The 14,046-nt window shown below is 74.1% G+C and carries 9 protein-coding genes; 1 reads left to right on the top strand and 8 read right to left on the bottom strand.

The features are described 5' to 3' along the window. Nucleotides 1–14 precede the first annotated feature (14 nt). On the bottom strand, nt 15–1,199 hold the full coding sequence (locus tag ACI2LW_RS14860; protein ID WP_404731580.1) for a MarP family serine protease: 1,185 nt from the start codon (nt 1,197–1,199) through the stop codon (nt 15–17). 188 nt (nt 1,200–1,387) lie between these two features. Here ACI2LW_RS14860 and ACI2LW_RS14865 point away from each other — a divergent pair, with 188 nt between their 5' ends. Next, nucleotides 1,388–2,212, top strand: coding sequence for a peptidoglycan recognition protein (locus tag ACI2LW_RS14865; RefSeq protein WP_404731581.1), 825 nt, complete (start codon nt 1,388–1,390; stop codon nt 2,210–2,212). Nucleotides 2,213–2,219: 7 nt separating this feature from the next. On the opposite strand, the gene ACI2LW_RS14870 is transcribed toward ACI2LW_RS14865, so the two are convergent. From ACI2LW_RS14870 to ACI2LW_RS14900, 7 genes are all read right to left on the bottom strand, one after another. Further along, nucleotides 2,220–2,738 carry a DUF4240 domain-containing protein gene (locus tag ACI2LW_RS14870; RefSeq protein WP_404731632.1) on the bottom strand — a complete coding sequence of 173 codons (519 nt, stop codon included), beginning with the start codon at nt 2,736–2,738 and terminating at the stop codon, nt 2,220–2,222. 85 nt (nt 2,739–2,823) lie between these two features. After that, a complete protein-coding gene (locus ACI2LW_RS14875; protein WP_404731582.1) occupies nt 2,824–3,798 on the bottom strand; it encodes a helix-turn-helix transcriptional regulator in 975 nt (324 codons plus the stop codon). A 201-nt stretch (nt 3,799–3,999) separates the two neighbouring features. After that, on the bottom strand, nt 4,000–6,702 hold the full coding sequence (aceE, locus tag ACI2LW_RS14880; RefSeq protein WP_404731583.1) for a pyruvate dehydrogenase (acetyl-transferring), homodimeric type: 2,703 nt from the start codon (nt 6,700–6,702) through the stop codon (nt 4,000–4,002). An 821-nt stretch (nt 6,703–7,523) separates the two neighbouring features. Then, entirely contained in the window at nt 7,524–8,147 is a 624-nt protein-coding gene (locus tag ACI2LW_RS14885; protein ID WP_404731584.1) for a GntR family transcriptional regulator, read from the bottom strand. Between the two features lie 218 nt (nt 8,148–8,365). Beyond that, on the bottom strand, nt 8,366–10,192 hold the full coding sequence (gene sucB / locus ACI2LW_RS14890) for a 2-oxoglutarate dehydrogenase, E2 component, dihydrolipoamide succinyltransferase (RefSeq protein WP_404731585.1): 1,827 nt from the start codon (nt 10,190–10,192) through the stop codon (nt 8,366–8,368). A 62-nt stretch (nt 10,193–10,254) separates the two neighbouring features. Further along, nucleotides 10,255–11,643, bottom strand: coding sequence for a dihydrolipoyl dehydrogenase (gene lpdA / locus ACI2LW_RS14895; protein WP_404731586.1), 1,389 nt, complete (start codon nt 11,641–11,643; stop codon nt 10,255–10,257). 497 nt (nt 11,644–12,140) lie between these two features. Continuing rightward, on the bottom strand, nt 12,141–13,679 hold the full coding sequence (locus ACI2LW_RS14900) for a leucyl aminopeptidase (protein ID WP_404731587.1): 1,539 nt from the start codon (nt 13,677–13,679) through the stop codon (nt 12,141–12,143). Nucleotides 13,680–14,046: the final 367 nt, after the last annotated feature.

Here is a 14,046-nt window from a genome sequence, read left to right on the forward strand (position 1 = left end):
CGCCCCCTCCCGCGCTACGAGGTGACCAGCGCGCCGGTGTCGACCGCCGCCGTCGCGTGCGCCGCCCGGCGCGCGTCCGTGGCCACCTCGGCCGCCGTCAGCGCGTACCCCGTGCCGTCGTCCGAGGTGGAGCGGGCGAACACCACCCCGAAGACGCGGCCGTCCCCGGTCAGCAGTGGACCGCCGGAGTTGCCGGGACGGACCGTGGAGCGGATCGAGTAGATCTCGCGGGTGACCGTGGCGTCGTTGTAGATGTTCTGGCCGGTCGCCCGCAGCCGGCCGGCCACCGTCGCCGCCTGCAGGTCCAGGGCCCCGTCCTGGGGGTAGCCCGCGACCACGGCCGTGTCGCCGCGCGCGGCGGTGCCGTCGAACCGCAGCACCGGGGCGCGCAGCCCGGGCACGTAGAGCACGGCGACGTCCCGGTCCGGGTCGAAGAGCACCACCCGCGCCTCGTACGACCGCCCCACACCGCCGATCCGCACGGTCGGGTCGTCGATGCCGGCCACCACGTGCGCGTTGGTCATCACCCGCTGGCGCGCGTACACGAAGCCGCTGCCCTCGCGGCCCTGGGTGCCCGAGGAACCCTCGATCTTGACCGTGCTCAGCCGGGCGGCGGCCGTCGCGCTGCGCGTCACGCTGTCCCCGGAGGGCTCGGCGACCCCCGCCGCCGGCTCGTTCTCGAAGGGGTTGAAGACCTGCGGGAAGCCCGCCTGGGTGAGCGCGTTCGTGGCCCGCGAGAACCACGCCGGGGTGGTGTCCGGCATCGCGTCCTGCACCGCGCCCAGCAGCCGCGAGTCGCGTATCGCCCCGGTCACCACCGGGGAGGAGGACGCGCCCAGCACGCTCGCGGCCACCCAGGCCACGATCAGCACCGCCACCGCGTTGGCCGCCGCCCCGCCGATGCCGTCGGCCACCCGCAGCGGCCCGCGGTCCAGCTCGCGCCGCACCCGCAGGGCCAGCCGCCCCGCCAGCTCGTGCCCCACCACCGCCGGGACCAGCACGGTGAGCACGGCGGTCACCGTCGCCGCCGTCGTCCCGCGCGCCACCAGACCCATCACCCACGGCAGCGCCCACACGCCGACGACCGCGCCGCCCACGAACCCGGCCAGCGAGACACAGCCGGCCACCAGCCCCCGCCGGTAGCCGGACGCGGCGTAGACGAGGATCACCAGCACCAGCAGGAGGTCGAGCACGTCCACGCGCGCCGCCTTTCTCTCGGAACCCTGAGTACGTGGGGGACGGGTCCAGTGATCAGCCACGCGCACGCGGGTCCGGGAACCGGCCACGTGTACGTGTACCCCCAGAAACGTCCCGGACCAGGACGATGGTTCCACCAGGTGGCACAGCACACATCGCGGACGGACCGGAAGGGCCCGACAGTGAGGTCATGCGTGCTGTACAAGATCAGGAACCGCGGCCGGCCGGGAGGGGGCGCCCGCGGCGCCCGCGCCGCGCCGTCGTGGCGGTGCTCTGCTGCTCCCTGCCGCTGGCCTCGGGCGTCCTGGCGCTGCTGCTCCTGTCGCCCGGCACGGGCCGGACGGTGACCACGCCGGTGCGTGCCCGGGCCCTGGTGCCCGGACCCGCGGCCCCCGGGCACGGCGCGCCCAGGCCGCGGATCCTGCCACGCTCGGCGTGGCTGGACGCCACCGTGCGGCGCCCGCAGCCGCCGCCGCGCTACGACGACCGGGTGGTCGCCGTGTTCGTCCACCACACCGACTCGCCCAACGGCTACTCCTGCGCCGACACCCCGCGCATCATCCGCCACCTGTACGCCGGCCAGACCGGCGCCCGCCAGTGGGACGACATCGGCTACAACTTCCTCGTCGACCGCTGCGGCACCGTCTACGAGGGCCGGGCCGGCGGAGTCGAACGCGCCGTCACCGGCGCCCACACCCAGGGCTTCAACCACCGCACGGCGGGCGTGGCGGCCATCGGCACCTTCCCGGCCGGCACGGCCGTGCCGCGTGCCATGACCGACGCGATCGCGGCACTCGCGGCCTGGAAGCTGGGCCTGGCCGGCATCGACCCGCGCGGCAGTGTCCCCCTGGTGTCCAGCAACGGGCACAGCCGGTACCGGGCGGGCACCACCGCCCTGCTGCCCACGCTGGCCGGGCACACCGACGGATTCCGGACCAACTGCCCGGGCGCCGCCCTGACGCTCCGGCTGCCGGCGATCCGCGCCGCCGCGGCGAGGCTCCAGGGCCGGGCGTGAGGGGCCGTTACTCGCGGAAGCGGGCCCACAGCCTGGGATAGCGCCGGGCGAGAACCTGGTCGTCCTCGAAGTCCACGGGCGTGCCCTCCGGCTCCGCCGGGGCCGGCGGGAGGCCCAGGTCGGGGGCGACGGTCCCGGTGAGCTGCTCGTAGGCCTCGTCTGCGGCGTAGCCGAGCTCCTCGCCGTCGCCGTCGATCTCCTCGTCGAAGTCCTCGAGCAGGTCGGCCAGGGAGTCCGGGTCGTGCAGGGCGCCCTCGAACACCTCCCGGCCCTGGCCGATCAGCCAGCACCGGAAGAAGTCGAAGGCGTCGTCGCTCGCCCCGTCCAGCAGCACCCACGCGGCGCCCCACAGGTCCCAGCGGTAGGCCCGGTTGTAACGGGACTCGAAGTGACGGGCGAAGTCCAGCACCAGCTCCGGGTCGCAGTCGAGCAGCCGCTCCACCAGCAGGTCGGCCTGCTCCTCGGCGTCCCCCTCGGCGGCCTGACGGCTGTCGTCGATCAGCTCCCAGAACTCCGTCTCGTCCATCACGGGTCAAGCATCGGCCAACCGCACAAGGGGCGCACGCGGAGTGCGGCGGATTGTTATGCGAAACGCGCGCGCCTCGGCTCGCTCACCGGTGGTACAACTCGGCCAGCCGGGCCGCGTCCCGGGCGAAGCGGGCCCTCAGGCCCTGAGGGGACAGCACCTCCACCTCCGGGCCGAGACCGGTGAGCTGGGCGTGTGCCACCTCCTCCGACTCCACCGGCAGGGTCAGCGTCAGCAGGCCCCGCCCGTCCGGCTCGCCCGCGGCGGCCAGGGCCTCGCGGGCCGCGGCCGGATCGACGGCGTACGGCAGTGCGCGCACGCCCTGCGGCGTCAGCCGTATCACCACCTCGGCACGCAGGATGGAGCGGGCGAACTGCCGGGCCCGCTCCTGCCAGAACGCGGGCAGGTCGAAGTCCCCGTCCCGCTCGAACCGGTCCGCGCCCACCTCCACCGCGGTGAAGCGGTCGATCCGGTACACCCGGAAGGAGCCGTGCCGCACGACCCGGGCGCACAGGTACCACACCCCCGCCTTCAGCACGAGCCCGTAGGGCTCCAGCTCCCGTACGGCCTCCTCCTCGCCGCGCCGGTAGCGGGCGGTGACCCTGCGGTCGTCCCACACCGCCCCCGCCAAGGCCGCCAGCGACCCGGGCGTCTCCGGCTCGCGGAACCAGGCCGGCGCGTCCAGGTGGAAGCGCTGCGCCGCCGTACGGGGCGCGTCCCGCAGCGAGGGCAGCAGCGCCGCCGACACCTTCAGCCGGGCCGCCGAGGCCGTGTCCTGCAGCCCCATGTCCCGCAGCGCGCCCGGTACGCCGCTGAGGAACAGCGCCTCCGCCTCACCACGGCCGAGGCCCGTCAGCCGGGTGCGGTAGCCGCCGACCAGCCGGTAGCCGCCGCCCCGGCCCCGGTCGGCGTACACCGGCACCCCCGCCTCCGACAGCGCCTGCGCGTCCCGCGTGACGGTACGCTCCGACACCTCCAGCTCCCGGGCGAGTTCGGCGGCGGTCATGGACTGCCGCGACTGGAGCAGCAGCACCATCCTGATGAGGCGGGCGGCACGCATGGCCCCATGATGACGGCAGCCACCGACACCGGAACGCGAAGAAGGGGCACGGCCGGCGCCGTACCCCTTCCGCGTGCTCATCCCGAGCGGGCTTGCCGGGCGGGACCCGTGCGGGCTTGCCGGGCGGGACCCGTGCGGGCCGGCCGGGCGGGACCCGAGCGGGTGGCGGCCGGCCGGCCGCCACCCGCACCGCGTCCGTCCCTACAGGCCGTACCGCTCCCGGGCCTCCTTGACCGCCGAGCCCTTCACCTCGCCGCGCCGGGCGAGCTGGGCCAGGGCGGCGACCACGATCGACTCGGCGTCGACGCCGAAGTGGCGGCGGGCGGCGTCACGGGTGTCCGACAGGCCGAAGCCGTCGGCGCCCAGCGAGGACCAGTCCTGCTCCACCCACTGCGCGATCTGGTCCGGGACCTGGCGCATGTAGTCGGAGACCGCGAGCACCGGGCCCTCGGCCCCGTGCAGCGCCCGGCGGACGTAGGGCACCCGCTCCTCGCCGCGCAGCAGCGCCGCGTCGGCCTCCAGGGCGTCCCGGCGCAGCTCCGTCCAGGAGGTGGCGGACCACACGTCGGCGGACACGCCCCACTCCTCGGCGAGCATCCGCTGGGCCCGGAGCGCCCAGTGGATGGCGGTGCCGGAGCCGAGCAGCTGGATCCGCGGCGCGTTCGCCGGGACGGTCAGGCCCGCGGACTCGGCCGTGTTGAAGCGGTACAGGCCCTTGACGATGCCCTCGTCGATGCCGGGGACCGACGGCTTGGCCGGCTGCGGCAGCGGCTCGTTGTAGACGGTGAGGTAGTAGAAGACGTTCTGGTCCTCGCCCTCGGCCGCCTCGCCGTACATCCGGCGCAGGCCCTCCTTGACGATGACCGCGATCTCGTAGGCGAACGCCGGGTCGTAGGTCAGCGCGGCCGGGTTGGTCGCCGCGATCACCGGGGAGTGGCCGTCGGCGTGCTGCAGGCCCTCGCCCGTCAGCGTGGTCCGGCCGGCCGTGGCGCCGACCAGGAAGCCGCGGCCGAGCTGGTCGCCGAGCTGCCACATCTGGTCGGCGGTGCGCTGCCAGCCGAACATCGAGTAGAAGATGTAGAACGGGATCATCGCCTCGCCGTGCGTCGCGTACGACGTCGAGGCGGCGATGAAGTCGGCCATGGAGCCGGCCTCGGTGATCCCCTCGTTGAGGATCTGGCCGTTCCTGGCCTCCTTGTAGTACATCAGCTGGTCGCGGTCGACCGGCTCGTACGTCTGCCCCTTGGGCGAGTAGATGCCGAGCGACGGGAACAGCGACTCCATGCCGAAGGTGCGCGCCTCGTCCGGGACGATCGGCACCCAGCGCCGGCCCGTCTCCTTGTCCCGGACCAGGTCCTTGACCAGACGGACGAAGGCCATCGTGGTGGCCACGTTCTGCGCGCCGGAGCCCTTGTCGAAGGCGGCGAACGCCTTGTCCGCCGGCGCCGGCAGCGGGGCCACCGGGTGGACGCGGCGGGCCGGGGCCGGGCCGCCGAGGGCCGCGCGGCGCTCCTGGAGGTAGCGGGCCTCGGGGGAGTCGGCGCCGGGGTGGCCGTAGGGGACGACGCCGTCGGCGAAGTCGCTGTCCCTGATCGGCAGGTCGAGGCGGTCGCGCATCGCCTTGAACTCCTCCACCGACAGCTTCTTCATCTGGTGGTTGGCGTTCTTGGAGGCGAAGCCCTCACCGAGGGTGTGGCCCTTGACGGTCTGGGCCAGGATCACCGTCGGGGCGCCCTTGTGGGCCAGGGCGGCCCGGTAGGCGGCGTAGACCTTGCGGGGCTCGTGACCGCCGCGCGAGACGTGGAAACACTCGAGGATCTTGTCGTCGCTCAGCAGCTTCGCCATCTCGGCGAGGGCGGGGTCCTTGCCGAAGAAGTCCTCGCGGATGTAGGCCGCGCCGCGCGTCTGGTACGTCTGCACCTGCGCGTCCGGGACCTCGCGCAGCCGGCGCACCAGCGCGCCCGTGGTGTCGAGCTGGAACAGCTCGTCCCAGGCGGAGCCCCACAGCGACTTGACCACGTTCCAGCCGGCGCCGCGGAACTGGGCCTCCAGCTCCTGCACGATCTTGAAATTGGCGCGGACCGGGCCGTCCAGGCGCTGCAGGTTGCAGTTGATGACGAAGGTGAGGTTGTCCAGCTCCTCGCGGGCGGCCAGGGCGAGGGCCGCCGTCGACTCCGGCTCGTCCATCTCGCCGTCGCCGAGGAACGCCCACACGTGGGAGGCGGAGACGTCCTTGATGCCGCGGTTGGTGAGGTAGCGGTTGAAGCGCGCCTGGTAGATCGCGGAGAGCGGGCCGAGGCCCATCGACACGGTCGGGAACTCCCACAGCCAGGGCAGCCGGCGCGGGTGCGGGTAGGAGGGCAGGCCGTCGCCGCCGGCCTCCTGGCGGAAGTTGTCGAGGTGCCGCTCGGTCAGCCGGCCGTCGAGGAAGGCGCGGGCGTAGATGCCGGGGGAGGCGTGGCCCTGGATGTAGAGCTGGTCGCCGGAGCCGTCGCCCTCCTTGCCGTGGAAGAAGTGGTTGAAGCCGGTCTCGTAGAGCCAGGCGGCGGAGGCGAAGGTGGCGATGTGGCCGCCGACGCCGTGCTTGGCGCCGCGGGTGACCATCGCCGCGGCGTTCCAGCGGTTCCAGGCGGTGATCCGGGCCTCCATGGCCTCGTCACCCGGGACGGCCGGTTCGGCGGCGGTGGGGATGGAGTTGACGTAGTCGGTCTCGAGGAGCCTGGGCAGTGCGACGCCGGCGCCCCGCGCGCGCTCCAGCGTGCGGCGCATCAGGTACGCGGCACGGTGCGGGCCCGCGGCCCCGGCGACGGCGTCCAGGGACGCCTGCCATTCGGCGGTCTCCTCCGGGTCGCGGTCCGGGAGCTGGTCGAGCTCGCTCGGCTGGATGGCGTAGGGGTCGGTCATGTCGCCGCCTTCCTCAGTCGAAGGGGGTGCCCTCATCTGTAAGGGTTCGGGGGTGCCCTTGGTCTTTGGCAGGACAGGGCGGTGGGCTCTGGTGAGAGCCCGTCGGGGACTCTAACTCTCTGATCGATGATCGATCAAAGGGTTGAGGGTGAAAAAGTCTTGATTCCGAGAAAGTCGGCACGGGGTGTCGGGGGTGGGGGCACGGGGTGCCGTGAGGGAAGGGGGTGGGGGCTGCCCCCGGGGGCTCCGGTGGAGGCTGTGGCCCCCGCGGCCCCGTTCGCTTTTGCCCACCCGCCCGCCCGACTCGGTGGGGTGAGGGGTCACCGTCCCTGGGGCTCCGCCCCAGACCCCGGCAGGGGGCTGCGCCCCCCCGCACCCCCCTCTGCCCCATCCGACCCGCCCGACTCGGTGGGCAGAGGAGTTGCCGCCACGGGGCTTCGCCCCGGACCCCACGCGGGGCTCCGCCCCCTGCACCCCGGGCGGGGGCTGCGCCCCCTGCACCCCGGGCGGGGGCTGCGCCCCCTGCACCCTCTTTGCCCCATCCGGCCCACCCGACGCGGTGGGGTGAGGCGGCACCGTCACGGGGCTGTGCCCCTGCACCCCACGCGGGGCTCCGCCCCTGCACCCCGGGCGGGGCTGCTCCCCGGACCCCGGCCGGGGGTGCGCCCCGGACACCATGCGGGGCTCCGCCCCTGCACCCCGGGCGGGGCTGCTCCCCGGACCCCGGCCGGGGCTTCGCCCCGGACCCCACGCGGGGCTCCGCCCCTGCACCCCATGCGGGGCTTCGCCCCGGACCCCGTCGCGTCGCCCCGCGGGATGCGTCAGGGGCGGGGGGCGCAGCCCAGGACGTGGGATTTGACCAGGTCTGCGATGCGGGGGTCGTGGCGGCGGAAGGCCTGGACCAGGTCCTCGTGTTCCTCGGCGTAGGACTGCTGGACCGTGCCCAGCCAGCGGATGGACAGGGCGGTGAAGACCTCGATGCCCAGGCCCTCCCAGGTGTGCAGCAGGACCGAGTTGCCCGCCGCGCGGACCAGTTCGCGGTGGAAGCCGACCGTGTGGCGTACCTGGGCGGTGCCGTCCGAGGCGCGGTCGGCCTCGTAGAGCGCGGCCACGTGCGGCTCCAGGGCCGAGCAGTCCTGGGCCAGCCGGTCCGCCGCCAGCTCGGCCGCGATGGCCTCCAGGCCGGCCCGCACGGGGTAGCTCTCCTCCAGGTCGGCGGCGGTCAGGTTCCGTACCCGTACGCCCTTGTTCGGCGCCGACTCGATCAGCCGCAGGGACTCCAGCTCCCGCAGGGCCTCGCGTACGGGTGTCTGGCTGACCTCCAGCTCGGTGGCGATCCGCCGCTCCACGATCCGCTCGCCCGGCTTCCAGCGTCCGCTGACGATCCCCTCCACGATGTGCTCGCGGATCTGCTCGCGCAGCGAGTGGACGACCGGCGCGGTCATGAAGGCTCCTTAGGGAGGGGCCACGGGCCCTCTGGGGCGTCTGACGTTTAGACAATACGGTGGGTTCGCCGCGCGGGAGTCGCGCGCGGGGGCGCTTTGACGCAGGTGAGACGAGGCGCACACGCTGGCGCGGCGTCCCGGGGCCGTCTCCCGGCGCAACGGCGGCGCCCCGCCCGGAGGATCCGGACGGGGCGCCGCACTGAGCCGGTCGGGAGGGGCTACAGGCCCAGCTCGACCTCGAACTCGCCCGCCTCCAGGATCGCCTTGACCGCCGTCAGGTAACGGGCCGCGTCGGCGCCGTCCACCAGGCGGTGGTCGTAGGAGAGGGTCAGGTACGTCATGTCGCGGACGCCGATGACCGTGCCCTCCTCGGTCTCGATCACGGCCGGGCGCTTGACCGTGGCGCCGATGCCGAGGATCGCCACCTGGCCCGGCGGCACGATGATCGTGTCGAACAGCGCGCCGCGCGAACCGGTGTTGGAGATGGTGAAGGTCGCCCCGGACAGCTCGTCCGGAGTGATCTTGTTGCTGCGGACCTTGCCGGCCAGCTCCGCCGTGGCCTTGGCGATACCGGCGATGTTCAGGTCGCCGGCGTTCTTGATGACCGGGGTCATCAGGCCCTTCTCGGAGTCCACCGCGATACCGATGTGCTCGGTGTCGAAGTAGGTGATGGTCCCCTCGGCCTCGTTGATCCTGGCGTTGATGACCGGGTGGGCCTTGAGCGCCTGGGCGGCGGCCTTGACGAAGAACGGCATCGGGGAGAGCTTGACGCCCTCGCGCGCCGCGAAGGAGTCCTTCGCCTGGGCGCGCAGCCGCATCAGCCGGGTCACGTCGACCTCGACCACCGAGGACAGCTGCGCCTGCTCGTGCAGCGCCTTGACCATGTTGTCGCCGATGACCTTGCGGATCCGCGGCATCTTCACGGTCTGGCCGCGCAGCGGGGAGACCTCGAGAACCGGGGTCCGGCGGGCAGCGGTGGCGGCCGGGGCGGCGGCGGCCGGAGCCGGCGCGGCGGCCTTCGCGGCCTCGGCGGCGGCCAGGACGTCCTGCTTGCGGATGCGTCCGCCGACGCCGGTGCCCTTGACCGTGGACAGGTCCACGCCGTTCTCCGCGGCGAGCTTGCGCACCAGCGGGGTGACGTAGGCGCCCTCGTCGGTCGCCTGGGCGGCCGGTGCGGCGGCGGGGGCGGCGGCGGGCGCGGGGGCGGGCGCCGGAGCGGCCGGGGCCGGCTCGGGAGCCGGGGTGACCTGCTGCTGCGGGGCCGGAGCCGCCGGGGCCTGCGGCGCCGGGGCGGCGGGAGCGGGCGCGGGGGCGGGCGCCGGGGCCGCGGGGGCGGCCGGGGCAGCGGCGGCGGGCGCGGGGGCCGGGGCGGCCGGAGCCGCGGCGGCGGCCGGGGCGGCACCCGGGGCGCCGATGACGGCGAGCTTGGCGCCGACCTCGGCGGTCTCGTCCTCGCCGACCACGATCTCCAGCAGCACACCGGAGGTGGGCGCGGGGATCTCGGTGTCGACCTTGTCCGTGGAGACCTCGAGCAGCGGCTCGTCGGCCTCGACGGAGTCGCCGACCGACTTCAGCCAGCGGGTGACCGTGCCCTCGGTGACGGACTCGCCGAGCGCGGGCAGGACCACGTCGGTGCCCTCGGCGGAGCCGGCGCCGGCGGCGGCCTCGGCGGTCGGAGCCGGGGCGGGGGCGGCCTGCTCGGCGGCGGGGGCGGCCGGCGCCTGGGCCGCCGGAGCGGCGGCCGGGGCCGGGGCGGCGGCCGGGGCGGCCTCGGCGGCCGGGGCCGGGGCGGCCGCGGGGGCGCCGGAGCCGTCGTCGATGACGGCCAGCTCGGCGCCGACCTCGACGGTCTCGTCCTCGGCGACCTTGATGGAGGCCAGCACACCGGCGGCGGGCGAGGGGATCTCGGTGTCGACCTTGTCGGTCGACACCTCGAGCAGCGGCTCGTCGGCCTCGACGCGCTCTCCCTCGGCCTTCAGCCAGCGGGTGACAGTGCCCTCGGTGACGCTCTCGCCGAGCGCCGGAAGGGTTACGGAAACCGCCATGGTTTCGGTTGCTCCTAACGAATTGCGGAAGTCTGTGTCGTCGCGCCCGATGACTGAAGGCGTCAGTCGTGGGAGTGCAGCGGCTTGCCGGCCAGCGCCAGGTGGGCCTCGCCGAGCGCCTCGTTCTGCGTCGGGTGGGCGTGGACGAGCTGGGCCACCTCGGCCGGCAGCGCCTCCCAGTTGTAGATCAGCTGGGCCTCGCCGACCTGCTCACCCATGCGGTCGCCGACCATGTGCACGCCGACCACGGCGCCGTCCTTGACCTGGACGAGCTTGATCTCGCCCGCGGTCTTGAGGATCTTGCTCTTGCCGTTGCCCGCAAGGTTGTACTTCAGAGCGACGACCTTGTCCGCGCCGTAGACCTCCTTGGCCTTGGCCTCGGTGATGCCGACGGAGGCGACCTCCGGGTGGCAGTACGTCACCCGCGGCACACCGTCGTAGTCGACCGGAACGACCTTCAGACCGGCCAGACGCTCCGCCACCAGGATGCCCTCCGCGAAGCCGACGTGCGCGAGCTGGAGGGTGGGGACCAGGTCGCCGACGGCGGAGATGGTCGGGACGTTGGTGCGCATGTACTCGTCGACCAGGACGTAGCCGCGGTCCATGGCGACCCCGGCCTCCTCGTAGCCCAGGCCCTGGGAGACCGGGCCGCGGCCGACGGCGACGAGCAGGACCTCGGCCTCGAACTCCTTGCCGTCCGCCAGGGTGACCTTGACGCCGTCGGCCGTGTACTCGGCCTTCTGGAAGAAGGTGCCCAGGTTGAACTTGATGCCGCGCTTGCGGAAGGCGCGCTCCAGCAGCTTGGAGCTGTTCTCGTCCTCGACCGGGACCAGGTGCTTGAGGCCCTCGATGATCGTGACGTCGGCGCCGAAGGACTTCCACGCGGAGGCGAACTCCACGCCGATCACGCCGCCGCCCAGGATGATCGCGGACTTCGGCACGCGGTCCAGGACCAGCGCGTGGTCGGAGGAGATGATGCGGTCGCCGTCGATCTCCAGGCCCGGCAGGGACTTCGGCACGGAGCCGGTCGCCAGGAGGACGTGGCGGCCCTGGACGCGCTGCCCGTTGACGTCGACGGAGGTGGGGGAGGACAGCCGGCCCTCGCCCTCGATGTAGGTCACCTTGCGCGAGGCGATGAGTCCCTGCAGGCCCTTGTACAGACCCGAGACGACGTCGTCCTTGTACTTGTGGACGGCCGGGACGTCGATGCCCTCGAAGGTGGCCTTGACGCCGAACTGCTCGCTCTCGCGGGCCTGGTCGGCGATCTCGCCCGCGTGCAGCAGGGCCTTGGTGGGGATGCAACCCCGGTGCAGGCAGGTGCCGCCGACCTTGTCCTTCTCGATCAGGGCGACGTCCAGGCCCAGCTGCGCCCCGCGCAGGGCCGCGGCGTAACCACCGCTACCACCGCCGAGGATCACTAGGTCGAAAACGGTGCTGGCGTCGTTCGCCACGTCACGTCCTCCATGCATGTGCGCCGTACGCCGGTCGTCGGTGACCGGCAGGCGGCTGGTGTCCGGCCGCTCGTTCTTCGGCCCTCAGGTGGGGGCCCTGTCCTGCCGACGCCCATCTTCGCACTTGTCGGGGACGAACGAGACGCGCCCCCCGAGTGTGAGACGTCCCACTCACCGTGCCCCGGCCGGGCGGCCGGCCCCCGCGGGTCACCCGGCCCGGGGGCGGGGGGTGCCCGGCGGGGGCCGGTGCGCGCCCGGGCCGTGCGGAGGCGGGCAGCCGCGGCACGGCACGGCCTCCGCACGGCACGGCCTCCGCACTGCACGGCCTCCGCACTGCACGGCCTCCGCACTGCACGGCCGTGGCACGGCACGGCCTCCGCACGGCACGGCCGCGACACGGCGGACCGGCCGTGCCGCCGGGCGGCCAGGGCGTGTTGCGAAAACAGTGCCGTCCGCCCGGAGGGCGGGCGGGACCTTCGCAACACGCCCTGGGTGTCCTAGGCCAGGTCGCCGGAGGCGGTCAGCTCCGCCAGCCGCACCAGGGTGCGCACCGCGGAGCCCGTGCCGCCCTTGGGCGTGTAGCCGAACGGGCCGCCCTCGTTGAAGGCGGGGCCGGCGATGTCCAGGTGCGCCCAGGTGATGCCCTCGCCGACGAACTCGCGCAGGAACAGGCCGGCGACCAGGCCGCCGCCCATCCGCTCGCCCATGTTGGCGATGTCGGCGGTGGGGGAGTCCATGCCCTTGCGCAGGTGCTCGGGCAGCGGCATCGGCCAGGCCTCCTCGCCGACCTCCTCGGCGGCCTCGTGGATCGCGGTGCGGAACGCGTCGTCGTTCGCCATGATCCCGAAGGTGCGGCTGCCGAGCGCCAGCACCATCGCGCCGGTCAGCGTCGCCACGTCCACGATGGCGTCCGGCTTCTCCAGGGACGCCGCCCACAGCGCGTCCGCGAGCACCAGCCGGCCCTCGGCGTCGGTGTTGAGCACCTCCACCGTCTTGCCGCTGAACATCCGCAGCACATCACCCGGACGGGTGGCGGAGCCGGAGGGCATGTTCTCGGCCAGCGCCAGCCAGCCGGTGACGTTGACCTCCAGGCCCAGGCGGGCGGCGGCGACGACGGCCGCGAACACGGCGGCGGCGCCGCTCATGTCGCACTTCATCGTCTCGTTGTGGCCGGCCGGCTTGAGCGAGATGCCGCCCGAGTCGTAGGTGATGCCCTTGCCGACCAGCGCCAGGTGCTTCTTCGCCTTGGAGCTGGTGTACGACAGCTTCACCAGCCGCGGTGCGGCGGCCGAGCCGGAGCCGACGCCGAGGATGCCGCCGTAGCCGCCCTTGGCGAGCGCCTTCTCGTCCAGCACCTGGATCTTCAGGCCGTGCGCCTTGGCCGCGTCCTGCGCGACGGCGGCGAAGGAGGCCGGGTTGAGGTCGTTCGGCGGGGTGTTGATCAGGTCGCGGGCGCGGTTGAGCTCCTCGGCGACGGCGGTGGCGCGCTCGACGGCCGCCTTGTGCGCGCGGTCGCGGGGCTTGCCGCCGAGCAGCACGGCCTCGGCGAGCGGCGCCTTGCCGTTGCGGGACTTGGCGTCCTTGCCGTTCTCCTTGTACGCGTCGAAGGAGTACGCGCCGAGCAGCGCGCCCTCCGCGATCGCGCCGGCGTCGGCGGCGTCCGCGAGCGGCAGCGCGAAGGCGGCCTTCTTGGCGCCGGCCAGGGCGCGGGCGGCCACGCCGGCAGCCCGGCGCAGCGCCTCGGCGCCGTACCCGGCGTCCTTCTCGGGCTGCGCGCCGAGACCCACCGCGAGCACGAGCGGGGCCTTGAATCCGGACGGGGCGGGCAGCTTCGTCACCTCGCCCTCGGCACCGGAGGCGCCGAGGGTCTCCAGTACGCCGGCGAGCCTGCCGTCGTACGCGGCGTCGACGGCCTCCGCGCCCGGTGCGACGACCAGGTCCCCGGACTTGGATCCGGAGACCTTGGCGACACCGATCACGATTGCGTCGGCCCGCAGGCCCGGCGCCGCGGCGGTGCTGAGAGTGAGAGCAGTCACGGTGGTGAAATCTCGCTTCCCTGTCAAAGGTGGTGTGGCCGAATACGGGTGGGTCGACCGAGCCCGACGTCCGACCCTAGAACCCTTCCGCGGTGCGGTCTTCACCCGGGCAGGAAAACACCCGGCACCGAGCCTACGCGCGTCGCCGGGCCGAGCCGTCCCGTGGTCGGTCGGCCGGGGGCGGTGCCGGTGCCGCCCTCCCGCCGCCCCACCGCCGCCGCGAGGCTCCCGCGGCGGCCAACTCGCCCGCGTACGGGGGGAATCGGCGAGGACGTACGGTACGGCGCCCCCCGCCCGGCCCTTGGAGCCGGACCCGAGGGACGGCCCGTCCCCCTCACCGTCCCGCTCCCCGTCCCGGTCCTCGTCC

The organism is Streptomyces sp. NPDC004065 (assembly GCF_044903565.1).
Classification (GTDB): Bacteria; Actinomycetota; Actinomycetes; order Streptomycetales; family Streptomycetaceae; genus Streptomyces.